Below are 14,744 nucleotides of genomic sequence, written 5' to 3' on the forward strand. Positions count from 1 at the left end.
GCGCCGCGGCCGCCGGCCCCGGTTGCCGCCGCAGCGCCGCGCTCCGCGCCCGTCGTGCAGCCCGCCCCGGCGCCCGTCGCCCGTAGCGCCCCGCGCGATCCGATCGCCGATCTGATCAACGGCGACATGCGCCCGCCGGCCGATATCCGCGGTGTCGCCTCGGCAAGGCCGACAGTGCCGCGCCGCAGCGCTGAAAACTGAGAGGCGGCGCGATGGCGCGCCTGACCAGCGATTTCTGGGTCTCCGCCTATTTGCGCCAGGCGGCGCTCGACGGGCTCGTCGCCGTGCTGCGCCGGCGTGGCGCGCACGAGGCCGGCGCGATCTTCGTCAAGCTCGACCGGCTCGACGGCACCGCCGCGCTCTATGGCCCGGCGCCGCAAACGCTGGCCGACGAGAGCGGCGCCCGCCGCTTCCAGCTGATTCTCGATTCCGATCCGGGCAGTGTCGAGGAGCGTGTGGAGCGCGAGCGCCGCTTCGATCCCGACCTCTGGCTGGTCGAGATCGAGAACCGCAAGGCCGATCCGAAGCTCGACCTCGTCGAGCCCTGAATCTCGCTGGAACCACGGCCCTCACCTTGGGGCCTGGTCCGAAATGCCTTGCGCGATTTCAAGGATTTCTCCTCCAGCCCCAACGCGCCGTCATCCCGGGCAAGCGCAGCGCAGTCCCGGGATCCATCATAAGGCGCTGAGCCCTACGATGGATCCCGGAGCTCCGCTTCGCTGCGTCCGGGATGACGGCGTTTAGTTCGGGCAGATCACAGCAGGCTCTATTCAGCCCTGCTCGCGCTTGCCTCGGAGCGTGCGCCTGACCTCGTCGAGCACCGAGCGGCTGTCCGGCTTTGCCGCGCCCGGCCGGACCGGGGTGCCGCTCGGGTCCATCGTGCGCTGGAGCTGGCTGCGGCGCGTGGCGGGCTGCGCGCTCTCGCCCGCGACCTGCATGATCAGCCGATAGGCGACGGCGCGGTTGACCGAGCGCATCAGCGCCACCAGCGCGAAGATGCGCTCGACCGAATGCGCTGTTTCGTCGGCGAGCCGGATCAGCAGGCGCGTCGCATCCTCGATGCTGATGCCGGCCGCGATCATCGCCAGCGCGGTCAGGTCGCGCGAGCGGTCCTGCGCCATGGCCTCGGTGAGTGCCTGGCCGGCGCCGAGATGGTTGGCGATGACGCCGAAGATGCCGTCTGGGTCCTGCCCGGCCGTCAGCAGCCAGCCTTCGAAGGTCTCGCCATCCGGCGATGGTCGCCGCTCGGTCGGGCCGAGCGCCTCGATGGCCGCCAGCGAATCGAGCATGGCGAGGCGGCGCTCCGGCCCCGCCTGGAGGAAAAGCGGGATGAGGTCGGACTCGCTGAGGTCGCGCCGCGCCAGCAGGCCCGGCCCGTAGCCGGCATCCGAGCGGGCACGCGCCAGCAGCAGGTCGAGCGTCGCGCGGGGCAGAGGCGCCGGGTTGGCGATGAGCGCGAGGTCGAGCGCCCGCTCGTTTCGCCCGGCCAGCATCAGGCTGGCGGCGGCGGGAAGGTCGGCCCGCTCGGCGAGCGCGGCCACAGTCGGCCCCTCGCCATGCGCCGCGATCTCCTCCAGTTCCACCGGTGGCAGCGCTGCGCCATGGCGCAGCAGCGCCGCCAGGACCTCGCCACCACGCGCCCTCAGCGCCTGCAGCACGGCATCGGGGGCGTGGCGCCAGCCGGCGAGCTTGCGCGCAAGGATCGTCGCGGTCGTCTCGTCGATGCTGGGGATCAGCGCAGTCGCGAGTTCGCTGAAGGCAGCGATGTCCTCGGCCGGCGGCTGCGGCGTCGACAGCAGGAGGTCCGCCTTCACGCGTAGCGAGACCTGGCTGAGATCGAGCCCGCCATCGCGCGCCAGGCGGGCGAGTTGGGCGAGTTCGGCGGATATGCGGGACGGCATCGCGGCGACTCAAAGATGACGTTGGGGCAGGGAAATTACGGTTTCACCCAAGTTAGGCCCCAGGCGTTTACATGACGTTAACCATGTCGATGCCTGATGCGGGACAGGAAGGCCTTGGCTCTCGATGCGGGTTCGTTCCGAAAGCCAATGGCCTGCCGCGATCGCAACCGAGGTGCCAGCCGAGGAGGGGCATCATGGCCGTCATTCCTTTCGCGCCGCGCCGGCGGCTGGTCGACCGGGCCGCTCCCGACGGAGCGCAGCAGCAAGCCGAGATCCTGTTCTTCACCGGCGTGCGCTACGAGCGCGCTCCGGAAGCGCTGCCCGCGGCAAAGCCCGCGCGCCGCACCGCGCGCATCAGCCCCCGCAGCAAGCCGATCGCCAAGAGCGCCGGGCAGCCGGCGTGAAGCCTGGTTCGCCGTTGCGCCGGGCCGGGCAGATGCCGCGGCTCGCTGGCGCCCTGGCGCTCGCCCTCTCGGCCGCAGCCTGCACCGCCGGCGATTTCGGCCGGCCGCGCCCGGGCGTCTGGAACGACGTCATCGTGCCCAGCGCTGGTCTCTGGTCGGCAACCGCCCGCGGCGAGACGGTGTCGCCCTTCCGCATGACCGATGACGAGGAGCAGTTGCGCGACCGCGCCTGGCGCTTCGTCATGCCGGCGCATGAGCGCAGCTTTTTCGAGCGGCAGGTCTCCGACTTCGCCCATAGCCGCGTCCTGCCCGTCGAGGCGCAGTCGAGTACGGCCTCCGACTATTTTCACGCGCTGACCGGCGGCTCCTATCGCTCGCAGGCCTCGCGCTATAACCGCCTGGCCGAGGATGCCAATGCCGACCGGCTCCTGATCGGCCCGTTCCGCGCCAATGCCGGCCGGGTGGTTGCCGCCGACCGCGTCCGCATGCGCGCCGTGGATGCTTCGCCGCAGGTCCCGCCAGAGCAGCGCGACCCGGCCTTCGCCCGCGTCGTCGAGAACGAGGGCCTGATCCTCTGGGTTTGCGAACGGGTCAATTTCCGCATCGAGAGCTATCGCTATGCGCTCGCCAACCTCGTGGTCGAGATGCCCTCGCGCGAGGCGATCCGGGCCGAGCGCAGCATCATGGCGCTGGAGGCGGAGGCCGGCCCGCTCTGCAAGCTCGACCTGATCGGAGCCTTCCGCGGCGGCGCGAAGCCGGCGCCGGCCGACAAGCCGGTCGTCTACAAGGGCTGAGGCCTCAGTCGGCCAGTCCGCAGGCGACGCCGGTCGCCAGCGCCTCGGCCTCGGTTCGGTCGGAGGGCCGCTCCATCAGCACGCGCGCGACGATCAGTCCCTGTTCGGTGTCGGAGACCACGCGCAGCTCGCGATTGGTCTCGCCTTCGTCGTCCTGGGCGAGCCTGTCATCGTGCTGGGCCTCGGTCATCACCACGAATTCGAGCGTGCCGCGGATCGCGGCCCGCTCGGTGATCGCATAGACCACGCCGCCGCCGCGCCGGTGCAGCGAGAGCCCGAGCGGCAGCGAGCCGGTGCGCGCCACCACCCGCATCGGCCCGGCGCTGAGATCGTAGCTGCACACCGCCGTCACCGTGGCGGGGTCGGCGTCGCGCAGGTCGGGCTGGCCGGCCCCGGTCGGGAGCAACTCGGCCTTGCCGCCGGTTCCGAGCGTCGCATAGGCCGCAGCCGCGTCATGCTCCGAGACCTGCGGGATCAGCAGGACGGTCACGATATGGACGATGCCGGCCAGCACGAGCCCGGCGAGCGTCGCCAGGGCGAAGCGGCGCACCAGCCCGGCCAGGCGCGAGCGCCAGGGCAGTCTGGGCGCGGCGCGGGCGGGGAGGGAGGACGGGTCCATCTGGTCGACTGCGCTCATCGGCAGTCGGCCCGGCCGATGCGGGGCAGGGTCTCCGGCCGCATCTCGTTGGCATGGCTGGAGATCGGCGTGTCGTAGAGCCGGAGCCGGAGCTGGAAGCGCCCGTTTGTCGGCAGCGGCAGCCAGTTCCCGGCCTCGGGCCCGGCGGCGGCGGCGATGCGCAGGTCGCCGCGCTCGTCGCGCACGATCTCCGCATCGGAGAAGCCGCTGCGTTCGAGCGGCAGGCGGAAGGCGCGGCCGTCGAGATCGGTGACGCCAATCGTCCAGCCGCGCGTCGTCGGCGTCGTACCGGTGATCAGGTAGCGGCAGCGCCCATCCAGAAGCTGGCCGCTCGCGTCGCGGTCGGCGATCAGCTCCAGCCCCTCGCCGGCGCCGAGCGGCAGGTGCACGCCACGCACGAGATAGGCGCGCATATAGGGGTCGATGTCCTTGCTGCCGCTGCGCGGCCAGCTCGTCCAGGGGCCGATCTGCGCCATGCCGAAGAGCGGCCGTCCGGCAATGGCGTATTGCGCCGAGGCGAAGCCGAGCCCGGCACCGAGCGCGATGACATAGGCAAGGGTGACGACGCGCATGGCCTGCTCAGCGCAGCCGCGTCGCGGCGGGCGGCGTCTCGTCGCGGATGCCGACCTGCATCGGCGCGCGGGCGCTGCGCATCGGCTCGATCGTCTTGAACATCTGGCCGACCGAGCTGAGCACCTCGAAGGACTGGCGCGGCATGTGCCCGGCGCCCGGGCCGGCAGCCGCTGCCGTCGCCGCCGGCGAGCTCGCCTTGGCGACCGTCGCGGCCTTCGGATCGATGGTCGGCGTCACGCCGGGGATCGGCTTCAGGTCGAGCCCCTGATGGGCGAACTGCATGATCTCCTTCCAGGTCATGGCCGGCAGGGCGCCGCCGGTCATGTTGGCCGTGGAGGTCGAATCGTCGTTGCCGAACCAGACCGCGCCGACGAGGTTGCCGGAGAAGCCGACATACCAGGCGTCCTTGTAGCCGTTGGTCGTGCCGGTCTTGCCGGCCGTGACCACGCCCTCGAGCGCCGCGCGCCGGCCGGTGCCCTCGGTCGGCACCTTGGAGAGCATGAAGTTCATGTCCTGCACCACCTGTGTGCTCAGCACCTGCTTCGGTGCCGGCTCGTCGCGGTCGTGGCGGTAGATGTCCTCGCCGGCCGAGTTGCGGATCTCGACGGCGGCATAGGGCTGGGCCCGCTTGCCGCCATTGGCGAAGACCGCATAGCCCGCCGCCTGGTCCATCACCGTGACCTCGGCAGCGCCGATCGGCAGCGAGACCGTGTCGGTCAGCGGTGTGGTCAGGCCCATGGCGCGGGCGGTCTCGATGATCTTGGCGCGGCCGATCTTGGCGGCGCGCGCCTCGTGTGTCTCGCCGGTGGCGCGGCCGATCGCGATCGACATCTGCACCGGGATCGTGTTGATCGACTTCGCCAGCGCCACCGTCAGCGGTATCGAGCCGGCATAAGAGCGGCCATAATTGTTCGGGCACCAGTTGCCGATGCAGACCGGCCGGTCGACGACGATCGTGTTCGGCTTGTAGAGCCCGGCCGAGAGCGCCGCCGCATAGACATAGGGCTTGAACGAGGAGCCGGGCTGGCGCGGCGCGGTTGCCCGGTTGAACTGGCTCACGCCGTAGTCGCGCCCGCCGACGATGGCGCGCACCGCCCCGTCCGGGTCCATCACGACGGTCGCCGCCTGCTTCACGTGATAGGCCGGGCCGTGCTGGCGCAGGATCGACTCGACCGCCTCGTCGGCACGCTGCTGGATCGCCGGATCGTAGGGCGTCTTCACGGTCAGCACGCGGTCGGGGCCGATCTTGCCATCATCGGCCATGTGCTTGACCTCGTCGAAGGCCCAGTCGAGGTAGTAGTCCGGCGTGGTGTCGCGCTTGCGGTCGACCGGCGTCGCCGGGTTGCGCCGCGCGGAGTCGATCTGGCCCGCGGTCATGAAGCCGGCATCGACCATGGCGTTGAGCACGTCGTTGGCCCGCGCCCGCGCCGCCGGCAGGTTGACGTGCGGGGCGTATTTCGTCGGCGCCTTGAACAGGCCGGCGAGCATCGCGGCCTCAGCGACGGAGACGTCCTTCACCGACTTGCCGAAATAATACTCCGAGGCAGCGGCGACGCCGAAGGTGCCGCCGCCCATATAGGCGCGGTCGAGATAGAGCTTCAGGATCTCGTTCTTGCTCAGCCGGTATTCCAGCCAGAGCGCCAGGAAGGCTTCCTTGATCTTGCGGTCGAGCGAGCGCTCGTTGCTGAGGAAGAGGTTCTTGGCGAGCTGCTGCGTGATCGACGAGCCGCCCTGCACCACGCCGGAGGCGCGCGCATTGACCGTGACGGCCCGCAGGGTGCCGAAGATGTCGATGCCGAAATGATCGTAGAAGCGCCGGTCCTCGGTCGCCAGCACCGCCTTGATCAGGTGGTCCGGCAGTTCTTCCAGCTTGAGGGAATCGTCATGGCGCGCGCCGCGATGGCCGATCTCGGAGCCGTAGCGGTCGAGGAAGGTCACGGCGAAGACCTGGTTCTTCAGCGCTTCCTCGCGGCCCTCGCGGAAGGCCGGGATCGCCAGCATCAGCATGACTAGCGCGCCGACGATGCCGATGTTCAGGCCCTCGCTGGCGAACTCGGCCGCAAGGCGCCTGCCGCCGGTGACGGTGAAGCGGTCGGTGAAGCTGCGGATGCGCTCATAGGTCTCGCCGGCGCGACGTCCCGCGCCCCAGAGGGTGTCGTCGACCCATGAGTCGGCGGCGAGCGCGAAGCGCTTGAGACGGGTCGTCCAGCGTGCCTTCCTGAACTCCATCGCCGACCTGGCTATCCCGCTAAAAGCCGCTGAGGTCTTCCTGCCGCGCCCTGAACGCCTTGGCAACCCAATCCGTTCCAGCATCTCCAGATATGCTTTCTGGCGCGGCGCGGTAAGGGGTAGGTCGCAAAGCTTCCGGGGTATGTGATCTCAGTCACGCAAGGGGCGCGCTTGCCTCCGCTTCCCTCTCCGCGAAGGAGGGCGCATAAGCGCTCTATGGACGACAAGCCGACCCTGCCAGAGCCGTTCTGGCGCACGAAGACGCTCGAGGCGATGACCCGCGACGAATGGGAGTCGCTCTGCGACGGCTGCGGCCGCTGTTGCCTGGTCAAGCTCGAGGACGAGGATACCGGGCGCATCCACGCCACCGATATCGGCTGCCGCCTCTTCGATGCCGGCACCTGCCGCTGCAAGGACTATCCGAACCGTTCGACCATCGTGCCCGACTGCGTCACGCTGACGCCGAGGGACGTGCGCGAATTGCCCTGGCTGCCGCCGACCTGCGCCTACCGGCTGGTCGGGGAGGGGCGAGACCTGCCCTGGTGGCACCCGCTCGTGTCCGGGGACCCGGAGACGGTCGTCGCCGCCGGCATCTCGGTGCGCGATCGCGTCTACGCCAGCGAGGACGACGTCGCGGATGACGACGTGCCCGAGCGCATCGTCAACTGGCCTCTGCGCTGGCCGCGAGCGGCGAGGCATGCTAAGTGACGTGTAAATTGCGGGTCAGGCCTTTTTAAATCGATTTAGGTTGTCTGAAGTCAGTGCGAGAGACATTATTTCGCCTGCATGAGTGAAGTGGCGCATAGTCCCCAGCGTCCCCGGCGGTAACCTTGCTTGTTATTGGGTATCCGCGATTGTAGCCTCTTGGCTCATTGATTGTTCATCTGGCTTTCGGCATGACACGGCGCGCTCCCGCGATGCGGGTCCAATTGGACTTCGCGCACAGGAAACAATCCCGACGCCGTGGCGTTGCTACGCTCGGCTAACGTGAAGAGGCAGTGCTGATGGCTGGCGCGAAGTGGGTCTACACCTTTGGCGATGGTAAGGCCGAGGGCGAGGCGGGCATGAAGAACCTGCTCGGCGGCAAAGGTGCGAACCTGGCCGAGATGAGCAATCTGGGACTGCCGGTCCCACCGGGCTTCACCATCACCACCGAGGTCTGCACCTACTATTACGATAACGGCAAGAGCTTCCCGCCCGATCTCGACGCCGCGGTCAAGGCCGCGCTCGCCGGCATGGCCAAGCTGACCGGCAAGACCTTCGGCGACCCCGCCAACCCGCTGCTGGTCTCGGTCCGCTCCGGGGCGCGGGCCTCGATGCCCGGCATGATGGATACCGTCCTCAACCTCGGCCTGAACGACGTCACCGTCGAGGCCGTGTCCAAGGCCTCGGGCGACGCCCGCTTCGCCTGGGATAGCTATCGCCGCTTCATCACGATGTATTCCAACGTCGTGCTCGACGTCGACCACGGCCATTTCGAGGAGGCGCTCGAGGACTACAAGGAGCGCAAGGGCCTCAATCTCGACACCGACCTCTCGGCCGATGACTGGAAGGTGCTGGTCACCCGCTACAAGGAGATCGTCAAGAAAGAGCTCGGCCACGAGTTCCCGCAGGAGCCGGAGCAGCAGCTCTGGGGCGCGGTCGGCGCCGTGTTCTCCTCCTGGATGAACGCCCGCGCCATCAAGTACCGCGAGCTCAACAACATCCCCGCCGCCTGGGGCACCGCCGTCAACGTCCAGTCGATGGTCTTCGGCAACATGGGCGAGACCTCCGCCACCGGCGTCGCCTTCACCCGCAACCCCTCGACCGGCGAGAACGCGCTCTATGGCGAGTTCCTGATCAACGCCCAGGGCGAGGACGTCGTCGCCGGCATCCGCACGCCGCAGGACATCACCGAGGCCGCCAAGATCGAGGCCGGCTCCGACAAGCCTTCGATGGAGAAGGCGATGCCGGAGGCCTATGCCGAGCTCTGCCGCATCTACGGCATCCTGGAGCGGCATTACCGCGACATGCAGGACATGGAATTCACCATCCAGGAGGGCAAGCTCTGGATGCTGCAGACCCGCTCCGGCAAGCGCACCGCCAAGGCGGCGCTCAGGATTGCGGTCGAGCTGGCGCAGGAAGGGCTGATCACCGAGACGGAAGCCGTCGGCCGCGTCGACCCCGGCGCCCTCGACCAGCTCCTGCACCCGACCATCGATCCCAAGGCCGAGCGCCGCGTCCTCACCGTGGGCCTGCCGGCCTCGCCCGGCGCCGCCGCAGGCGAGATCGTCTTCAACTCGGACGAGGCCGAGGCCGCCAAGAAGGCCGGCCGCAAGGTCATTCTCGTCCGCGTCGAGACCTCGCCCGAGGACATCCACGGCATGCACGCGGCCGAGGGCATCCTGACCACGCGCGGCGGCATGACCTCGCATGCGGCGGTCGTGGCGCGCGGCATGGGCAAGCCCTGCGTCTCCGGCGCCGGCCAGATCCGCGTCGACTACGCCAAGGGCACGCTGTCGGTCGGCCCGACCACGCTGAAGGCAGGCGATTTCATCACCATCGACGGCTCCGCCGGCCAGGTTCTGCTCGGCGAGATCAAGATGCAGAAGCCGGAGCTCTCCGGCGAGTTCGGCACCTTGATGGGCTGGGCCGACAAGGTCCGCCGCCTCAAGGTCCGCGCCAATGCCGAGACGCCGGAGGACGCCCGCACCGCCCGCGAGTTCGGCGCCGAGGGCATCGGCCTCTGCCGCACCGAGCACATGTTCTTCGACGAGGACCGCATCCAGCCGATGCGCGAGATGATCCTAGCCGGCGACGACAAGGGCCGCCGCGCCGCGCTTGCCAAGCTGCTGCCGATGCAGCGCCAGGACTTCGCCGCGCTGTTCACGATCATGCAGGGCCTGCCGGTGACGATCCGCCTGCTCGACCCGCCGCTGCACGAGTTCCTGCCGCATACCGACGCCGAGATCGCCGTCGTGGCGCGCGCGCTCGGCGTCACCGCCGAGCAGCTCCGCCACCGCGCCGCCGAGCTGCACGAGTTCAACCCGATGCTCGGCTTCCGCGGGTGCCGCCTCGCCATCGCCTATCCCGAGATCGCCGAGATGCAGGCCCGCGCCATCTTCGAGGCGGCGGTGATCGCCGCCAAGGAGACCGGCAAGCCGGTGATGCCGGAGGTGATGGTGCCGCTCGTCATGGGGGTGGCCGAGTTCGACCTGGTCAAGGCGCGCATCGACGCCATGGCCAAGGCCGTGACCAGCGAGACCGGTGCCGAGCTGACCTATCAGGTCGGCACCATGATCGAGCTGCCGCGCGCCTGCCTGCGCGCCGAGGAGATCGCCCGCACCGCCGAGTTCTTCTCCTTCGGCACCAACGACCTGACCCAGACCGCGCTCGGCATCAGCCGCGACGATGCCAGCTCCTTCCTCGGCTCCTATACCGGCAAGGGTATCCTGAGCTCCGATCCGTTCGTGACGATCGATCAGGAGGGCGTTGGCGAGCTGGTGAAGATCGCGGTCGAGCGCGGCCGCAAGAGCCGGCCCGACATCAAGCTCGGCATTTGCGGCGAGCACGGCGGCGACCCCGATTCGGTCGGCTTCTGCGACGCGGTCGGGCTCGACTACGTCTCCTGCTCGCCCTTCCGCGTGCCGATCGCGCGGCTGGCGGCGGCGCAGGCGGCGCTCGGCGCGGTCAAGGCTAGGGAAGGCTGAAGCTCAAGCACGTGTCATTCTCGGGTCTGCGCTCCGCTCGGCCCGAGAATGACGGCGTTGCATTGGCTGTTCGATCGAGGCCGGTCTAACCTCGGCGCCATGCAGACTCGCGCCGGCCATCTCTCCCGCCCCTTCGGCAAGCTTTATTATGAGGTCACGGGCTCCGGCCCGCCGATCGTCTTCGCCCATGGGCTGGGCGGCACGCATCTGTCCTGGTGGCAGCAGGTCGCGCATTTTGCGCCGAACCATACCTGCGTGACCTTCGCCCATCGCGGCTTCGTGCCCTCCAGCCCGGTCGAAGGCGCCCCGCACCCGGACGATTTTCCGGGCGACCTCGCGGCGTTGCTCGACGAACTCGCGCTGGAGAAGCCCGTCCTGGTCGGGCAGTCCATGGGCGGTTGGACCTGCATGGATTATGCGCTCGCAAGCCCCGGCAAGGTCGCCCGCCTCGTCATGGCCTGCACCACCGGCACGCTCGACTTCACGCAAGCCGGCGGTGATATTGCGGCAAAGCTCGCAGCCTGGCAGGCGCGCGTCGACGAGACGCTGCCGCGCTGGCGGCAGGCCGGCATTCATCCTGGCGGCGGCGAGGCTTTCGCCAAGCGCTCGCCGGACTTGGCCGAGCTCTACAAATCCTTTGACCGGCTCAATGCCGGGCTCGACAAGGAGACGGTGCGCAGGCGCATCTGGGACGCGCGCAAGCGCCCGCCCTCCGATGTCGCGACGCTCGATTGCCCCGTGCTCTTCCTCTCCGGCGCCGACGACCTCGTCATTCCGCCAGCCGGCGTCGAGGCCGTCGCCGCCTATGCCAGGCAGGGCCGCTTCGTCAGCATTCCCGATGCCGGCCACTCTGCCTATTTCGAGCATGCCGGGCTCTTCAACGCCGAGCTCGAGCGCTTCATCGCGGGTTTGAGCGGCTGATGCCATGGCGGGTCGAGCCCTCACCACGATCGGTTTCGATGCCGACGACACGCTCTGGCAGAATGAGCAGTTCTTCCGGCTGACGGAAGAGCGCTTCGTCGCCCTGCTCGGCGCTCATGGCGAGGCGGCCGAGATCTCCGGGAAGCTGCTGGAGGCCGAAGCGCGCAATCTCGCCTTCTACGGCTTCGGCATCAAGGGCTTCACGCTCTCGATGATCGAGACCGCGATCGAGGTCACGCGCGGCGACGTGCCGGCGGCCGTCATCGCGGAAATCCTGTCGGCTGGCCGCGAGATGCTCGCCCACCCGGTCGAGACGCTGCCGCATGTCACGGACACGCTTGCGGCGCTGGCCGGCGATTATCGCCTCGTGCTGATCACCAAGGGTGATCTCTTCGACCAGGAGCGCAAGCTGGCGCAGTCGGGCCTCGGCGATTTCTTCGATGGCGTCGAGATCGTCAGCGACAAGTCGGCCGCGACCTACGAGCGCGTCTTCGCCCGCCACGGCGACGGCCCAGCCAAGGCGATGATGGTCGGCAACTCGCTGAAATCCGACATCCTGCCGGCGCTGGCCGTCGGAGCCTGGGCGGCATACGTACCGCACGAATTGACCTGGGTGCTGGAGCATGCCGCGGAGCCGGAAGGGGAGGGGCGTTACCACAAGCTGGCCGATCTCGCGGGAGTGCATCCTCTCGTCCGAAAGATAGGACAGGATTGCTGACCAGTCACGCTGGACCTGCATTGCAATTCGTGGTAGCGCTGTCCATGTAAGACGAGATGCGGCCGGGTTCTGGCCAATCCTCGGCGTGGGACGAAGTCCCGGTCGGCGGGCCCCAATCAGATCCACCACACATCGTTATCAAGGCCACGGTGAGGCGTCCGCGCGTCGAGCCGTGTCTTCCATGACAAGACGCGGGATCTGAATAAGGACTACCTTCTATGGAAAAGGGCACCGTCAAGTGGTTCAACGCCACCAAGGGCTACGGCTTCATCACCCCTGAGAACGGCGGGCAGGACATCTTCGTCCACATCAGCGCCGTCGAGCGCGCCGGCCTGCGCGAGCTGCGCGACGGCCAGGTCGTGTCCTACGAACTGATCGCCGATCGCAAGACCGGCAAGTCCTCGGCCGGCAACCTTTCCGTCGCCTGAGACCGATATTCGCCGGGAGGGTTCTCGAACCCTCCCGGTCATACGACATACCTTCCGGCGCGTGGTTAACGGTTCGCCGGCGGGAAGAGACAATGCAAATGCCGGACAAGAGTCGGTGGCACAGCCGGATTCCACATGTGCCCCTCGCGTCACGGCTTCAGAAAGACTGATTTTGACTCAATTTACCGACCTCGGCCTTGCCGAGCCGCTGCTCAAGGCGCTCGCAGCCGAAGGTTACACGACGCCGACGCCGATCCAGGCGCGCGCCATCCCCCATATTCTCGCCGGCAAGGACATGTTCGGCGCGGCCCAGACCGGAACCGGCAAGACGGCGGCCTTCGCGCTGCCGATGCTGCACCGGCTGTTCAACCAGCCGCGGCGCATGCAGCCGCGTTCGGTGCGTGCCCTGATCCTGAGCCCGACGCGTGAGCTCGCGGCCCAGATCGAGGCCAATATCGCGACCTACGCCCAGTTCACCACGATCAAGTCGACGGTGATCTTCGGCGGCGTGCCGGTCGGCAAGCAGATCCGCGCGCTCGGCCAGCATATCGACATCCTCGTCGCGACCCCGGGCCGCCTGCTCGACCTCGTCGACCAGCGCGCCGTCTCGCTGCGGGAGATCGAGTTCCTGGTACTCGACGAAGCCGACCAGATGCTCGATCTCGGCTTCATCCACGCGCTGCGCCGGATCGCCACCCTGATCCCGGCCAAGCGCCAGACGCTGCTGTTCTCGGCCACCATGCCGAAGGCCATCCGCGAGATCGCCTCGGCCTACCTGACCGATCCGATCGAGGTCGCGGTGACCCCCGTCGCCACGACGGCCGAGAAGGTCGATCAGCGCGTGATCTACACGCAGCCCGGCGACAAGCCGGCGCTGCTGGCCAAGACGCTTGGCGTTCCCGAGATGGAGCGCGCCATCGTCTTCACGCGCACCAAGCACGGCGCCGACAAGGTCGTGCGCCAGCTTGAGATCTCCGGCATCAAGTCGGCCGCGATCCACGGCAACAAGAGCCAGGGCCAGCGCGAGCGGGCGCTCGGCGCCTTCCGCGACGGCGAGCTCCGCATCCTGGTCGCCACCGACATCGCCGCCCGCGGCATCGATGTCGACGGCATCAGCCATGTCGTCAATTTCGACCTGCCGAACGTGGCCGAGACCTATGTCCACCGCATCGGCCGCACCGCGCGCGCCGGCGCGACCGGCGTCGCCATCGCCTTCTGCACGCCGGAAGAGCGCGGCGATCTCGCCGCGATCGAGAAGCTGACCAAGATCGCGCTGACCCCGGTCGGCGAAGTGCCCTACTGGGACGGCCGCATTCCGAAGAAGCCGCCGCAGAACCAGGGCCGCGGCGGCCGTAGCCAGAATGGCGGCGGTGGCCGCGACCATGGCCGGCCGCAGGGCCAGCAGCGCCAGGGTGCCAAGCCCGCGAACGGCGCCAAGCCGGCGCAGGGCGGCAGGCCGCCGCAGGCCGCTAAGCCGCAGCAGGCCAACGGCCAGCAGCGTTCGGAGGCTCCGCGTCAGGAGCGTCCGCCGCAGCGTCAGGAGGCTCCGGCCGCGCGAAAAGACGGTGCCAACGGCAAGGAAGGGCTTGGCGGCGTCGCCTTCTTGCAGCAAAGAACAGAGCAACGCCGCAATGGCGGCGCCCGGCGGCGCGCGAACTAGAGCATGATCCGCAAAAGTGGGACGCACTTTTGCGATCGGAGCACGCTCAAATGTGGTTTACGCGTCTGGCCTGAGCATGGTCCGAAGACCGGATACCGGTTTCGGATCCCATCATGCTCGCAATACACGACCGGACCAGCGGATCGCATGATCCGGTCGTTGGCCCCGGGGCGCAGGTGAAGGACTAGGGAATGGCGAAAGAAGAACTGCTCGAATTCGATGGCACGGTTGTCGAAGTGCTGCCGGACGGCAATTATCGCGTGAAGCTCGATAATGACCACGTGATCCTGGCCTACGCGGCCGGCAAGATGAAGAAGAACCGTATCCGCACGATCGCTGGCGACAGGGTCGTCGTCGAGATGTCGCCCTACGATCTCGATCGCGGCCGCATCAACTTCCGCCAGAAGACTGCCGGTCCGGCCCCGGGTGGCCCGCCGCGCAACCAGAACTTCCGTCGGCGCTGAGACACCCCGCGTGCAGTTCAGCCGCAACGACATCCTGTTCGTCGCAGTCGGCGCCATCCTCGGCGCGGCTGTGGGCCTGGCGGTCAAGCTGGGCTGGCTCGCGACCTACGCGTCCTTCCCGCACTATCTCTTCGTCCTGATCGGCATGGGCCTGATCGAAGTCGTCGTCGGCTTCGTGACCGGCCGGCCTCCCGGAACGCTGGTCGGCATGCCCGCCCGCATAGCCGCCTTCGTGGCCGGCGTCGGCGCGCTCATGCTGGTGGCCGGTGCGATTTCCTAAGAGATTACCGTCTCCTTGAGCCCTCGTCCTGAGGTGCAGGCTTTGG

15 protein-coding genes and 1 pseudogene are annotated in these 14,744 nt (G+C 68.5%); 12 read left to right on the forward strand and 4 right to left on the reverse strand.

Going from position 1 to position 14,744, the window contains the following annotated elements; genetic code table 11:
- Positions 1–201 (forward strand): annotated as a pseudogene (locus DWF00_RS29660) (hypothetical protein); the annotation flags it as partial.
- An 11-nt stretch (positions 202–212) separates the two neighbouring features.
- Positions 213–548 carry a DUF1491 family protein gene (locus DWF00_RS04445; RefSeq protein ID WP_114831878.1) on the forward strand — a complete coding sequence of 112 codons (336 nt, stop codon included), beginning with the start codon at positions 213–215 and terminating at the stop codon, positions 546–548.
- Between the two features lie 222 nt (positions 549–770).
- On the opposite strand, the gene DWF00_RS04450 is transcribed toward DWF00_RS04445, so the two are convergent.
- Entirely contained in the window at positions 771–1,901 is a 1,131-nt protein-coding gene (locus DWF00_RS04450; RefSeq protein ID WP_114831879.1) for a DUF2336 domain-containing protein, read from the reverse strand.
- A gap of 194 nt (positions 1,902–2,095) precedes the next feature.
- Between DWF00_RS04450 and DWF00_RS04455 the strand changes: the two genes are divergently transcribed.
- Both DWF00_RS04455 and DWF00_RS04460 read left to right on the forward strand, forming a co-directional pair.
- Positions 2,096–2,305: a hypothetical protein gene (locus tag DWF00_RS04455; protein ID WP_114831880.1), complete on the forward strand. Its 210-nt coding sequence runs from the start codon at positions 2,096–2,098 to the stop codon at positions 2,303–2,305.
- A 32-nt stretch (positions 2,306–2,337) separates the two neighbouring features.
- Positions 2,338–3,099 carry a hypothetical protein gene (locus DWF00_RS04460; RefSeq protein ID WP_114831881.1) on the forward strand — a complete coding sequence of 254 codons (762 nt, stop codon included), beginning with the start codon at positions 2,338–2,340 and terminating at the stop codon, positions 3,097–3,099.
- Positions 3,100–3,103: 4 nt separating this feature from the next.
- On the opposite strand, the gene DWF00_RS04465 is transcribed toward DWF00_RS04460, so the two are convergent.
- The 3 genes from DWF00_RS04465 to DWF00_RS04475 are packed head-to-tail and all read right to left on the reverse strand — an operon-like array spanning position 3,104 to position 6,538.
- The gene (locus DWF00_RS04465; RefSeq protein ID WP_114831882.1) at positions 3,104–3,736 is read right to left on the reverse strand and encodes a DUF1254 domain-containing protein; all 633 of its coding nucleotides are present in this window, start codon (positions 3,734–3,736) and stop codon (positions 3,104–3,106) included.
- Positions 3,733–4,308: a DUF1214 domain-containing protein gene (locus DWF00_RS04470; RefSeq protein WP_114831883.1), complete on the reverse strand. Its 576-nt coding sequence runs from the start codon at positions 4,306–4,308 to the stop codon at positions 3,733–3,735. Before DWF00_RS04470 ends, DWF00_RS04465 begins: the two co-directional genes overlap by 4 nt.
- A 7-nt stretch (positions 4,309–4,315) precedes the next feature.
- Positions 4,316–6,538 (reverse strand): transglycosylase domain-containing protein, encoded by a 2,223-nt coding sequence (locus DWF00_RS04475; RefSeq protein WP_114831884.1) that lies wholly within the window; start codon positions 6,536–6,538, stop codon positions 4,316–4,318.
- A 216-nt stretch (positions 6,539–6,754) separates the two neighbouring features.
- On the opposite strand from DWF00_RS04475, the gene DWF00_RS04480 reads away from it, so the two are divergent.
- From DWF00_RS04480 to DWF00_RS04515, 8 genes are all read left to right on the forward strand, one after another.
- On the forward strand, positions 6,755–7,246 hold the full coding sequence (locus DWF00_RS04480) for a YcgN family cysteine cluster protein (protein ID WP_114831885.1): 492 nt from the start codon (positions 6,755–6,757) through the stop codon (positions 7,244–7,246).
- 296 nt (positions 7,247–7,542) lie between these two features.
- Entirely contained in the window at positions 7,543–10,227 is a 2,685-nt protein-coding gene (gene ppdK, locus DWF00_RS04485) for a pyruvate, phosphate dikinase (protein ID WP_114831961.1), read from the forward strand.
- 99 nt (positions 10,228–10,326) lie between these two features.
- Positions 10,327–11,148 carry an alpha/beta fold hydrolase gene (locus DWF00_RS04490; protein WP_181832837.1) on the forward strand — a complete coding sequence of 274 codons (822 nt, stop codon included), beginning with the start codon at positions 10,327–10,329 and terminating at the stop codon, positions 11,146–11,148.
- Positions 11,149–11,152: 4 nt separating this feature from the next.
- Positions 11,153–11,866: an HAD family hydrolase gene (locus tag DWF00_RS04495; protein ID WP_114831887.1), complete on the forward strand. Its 714-nt coding sequence runs from the start codon at positions 11,153–11,155 to the stop codon at positions 11,864–11,866.
- Between the two features lie 218 nt (positions 11,867–12,084).
- Complete coding sequence (locus tag DWF00_RS04500; RefSeq protein WP_114831888.1) at positions 12,085–12,294, forward strand: cold-shock protein; 210 nt, start codon at positions 12,085–12,087, stop codon at positions 12,292–12,294.
- Positions 12,295–12,466: 172 nt separating this feature from the next.
- Positions 12,467–13,954, forward strand: a complete 1,488-nt coding sequence (locus tag DWF00_RS04505; protein WP_114831889.1) for a DEAD/DEAH box helicase — start codon at positions 12,467–12,469, stop codon at positions 13,952–13,954.
- A gap of 191 nt (positions 13,955–14,145) precedes the next feature.
- Complete coding sequence (gene infA, locus DWF00_RS04510) at positions 14,146–14,418, forward strand: translation initiation factor IF-1 (RefSeq protein WP_054207590.1); 273 nt, start codon at positions 14,146–14,148, stop codon at positions 14,416–14,418.
- Between the two features lie 10 nt (positions 14,419–14,428).
- Positions 14,429–14,698: a hypothetical protein gene (locus DWF00_RS04515; protein ID WP_114831890.1), complete on the forward strand. Its 270-nt coding sequence runs from the start codon at positions 14,429–14,431 to the stop codon at positions 14,696–14,698.
- Positions 14,699–14,744 lie beyond the last annotated feature (46 nt).

The organism is Allobosea caraganae (assembly GCF_003351345.1).
GTDB classification, from domain to species: Bacteria; Pseudomonadota; Alphaproteobacteria; order Rhizobiales; family Beijerinckiaceae; genus Allobosea; species Allobosea caraganae.

Bases quoted from the DNA above. Each gene is read 5' to 3' on its own strand.
- DWF00_RS04445 (WP_114831878.1), top strand. From the start codon at position 213: ATGGCGCGCCTGACCAGCGATTTCTGGGTCTCCGCCTATTTGCGCCAG.
- DWF00_RS04450 (WP_114831879.1), bottom strand. From the start codon at position 1,901: ATGCCGTCCCGCATATCCGCCGAACTCGCCCAACTCGCCCGCCTGGCG.
- DWF00_RS04455 (WP_114831880.1), top strand. From the start codon at position 2,096: ATGGCCGTCATTCCTTTCGCGCCGCGCCGGCGGCTGGTCGACCGGGCC.
- DWF00_RS04460 (WP_114831881.1), top strand. From the start codon at position 2,338: ATGCCGCGGCTCGCTGGCGCCCTGGCGCTCGCCCTCTCGGCCGCAGCC.
- DWF00_RS04465 (WP_114831882.1), bottom strand. From the start codon at position 3,736: ATGAGCGCAGTCGACCAGATGGACCCGTCCTCCCTCCCCGCCCGCGCC.
- DWF00_RS04470 (WP_114831883.1), bottom strand. From the start codon at position 4,308: ATGCGCGTCGTCACCCTTGCCTATGTCATCGCGCTCGGTGCCGGGCTC.
- DWF00_RS04475 (WP_114831884.1), bottom strand. From the start codon at position 6,538: ATGGAGTTCAGGAAGGCACGCTGGACGACCCGTCTCAAGCGCTTCGCG.
- DWF00_RS04480 (WP_114831885.1), top strand. From the start codon at position 6,755: ATGGACGACAAGCCGACCCTGCCAGAGCCGTTCTGGCGCACGAAGACG.
- ppdK (WP_114831961.1), top strand. From the start codon at position 7,543: ATGGCTGGCGCGAAGTGGGTCTACACCTTTGGCGATGGTAAGGCCGAG.
- DWF00_RS04490 (WP_181832837.1), top strand. From the start codon at position 10,327: ATGCAGACTCGCGCCGGCCATCTCTCCCGCCCCTTCGGCAAGCTTTAT.
- DWF00_RS04495 (WP_114831887.1), top strand. From the start codon at position 11,153: ATGGCGGGTCGAGCCCTCACCACGATCGGTTTCGATGCCGACGACACG.
- DWF00_RS04500 (WP_114831888.1), top strand. From the start codon at position 12,085: ATGGAAAAGGGCACCGTCAAGTGGTTCAACGCCACCAAGGGCTACGGC.
- infA (WP_054207590.1), top strand. From the start codon at position 14,146: ATGGCGAAAGAAGAACTGCTCGAATTCGATGGCACGGTTGTCGAAGTG.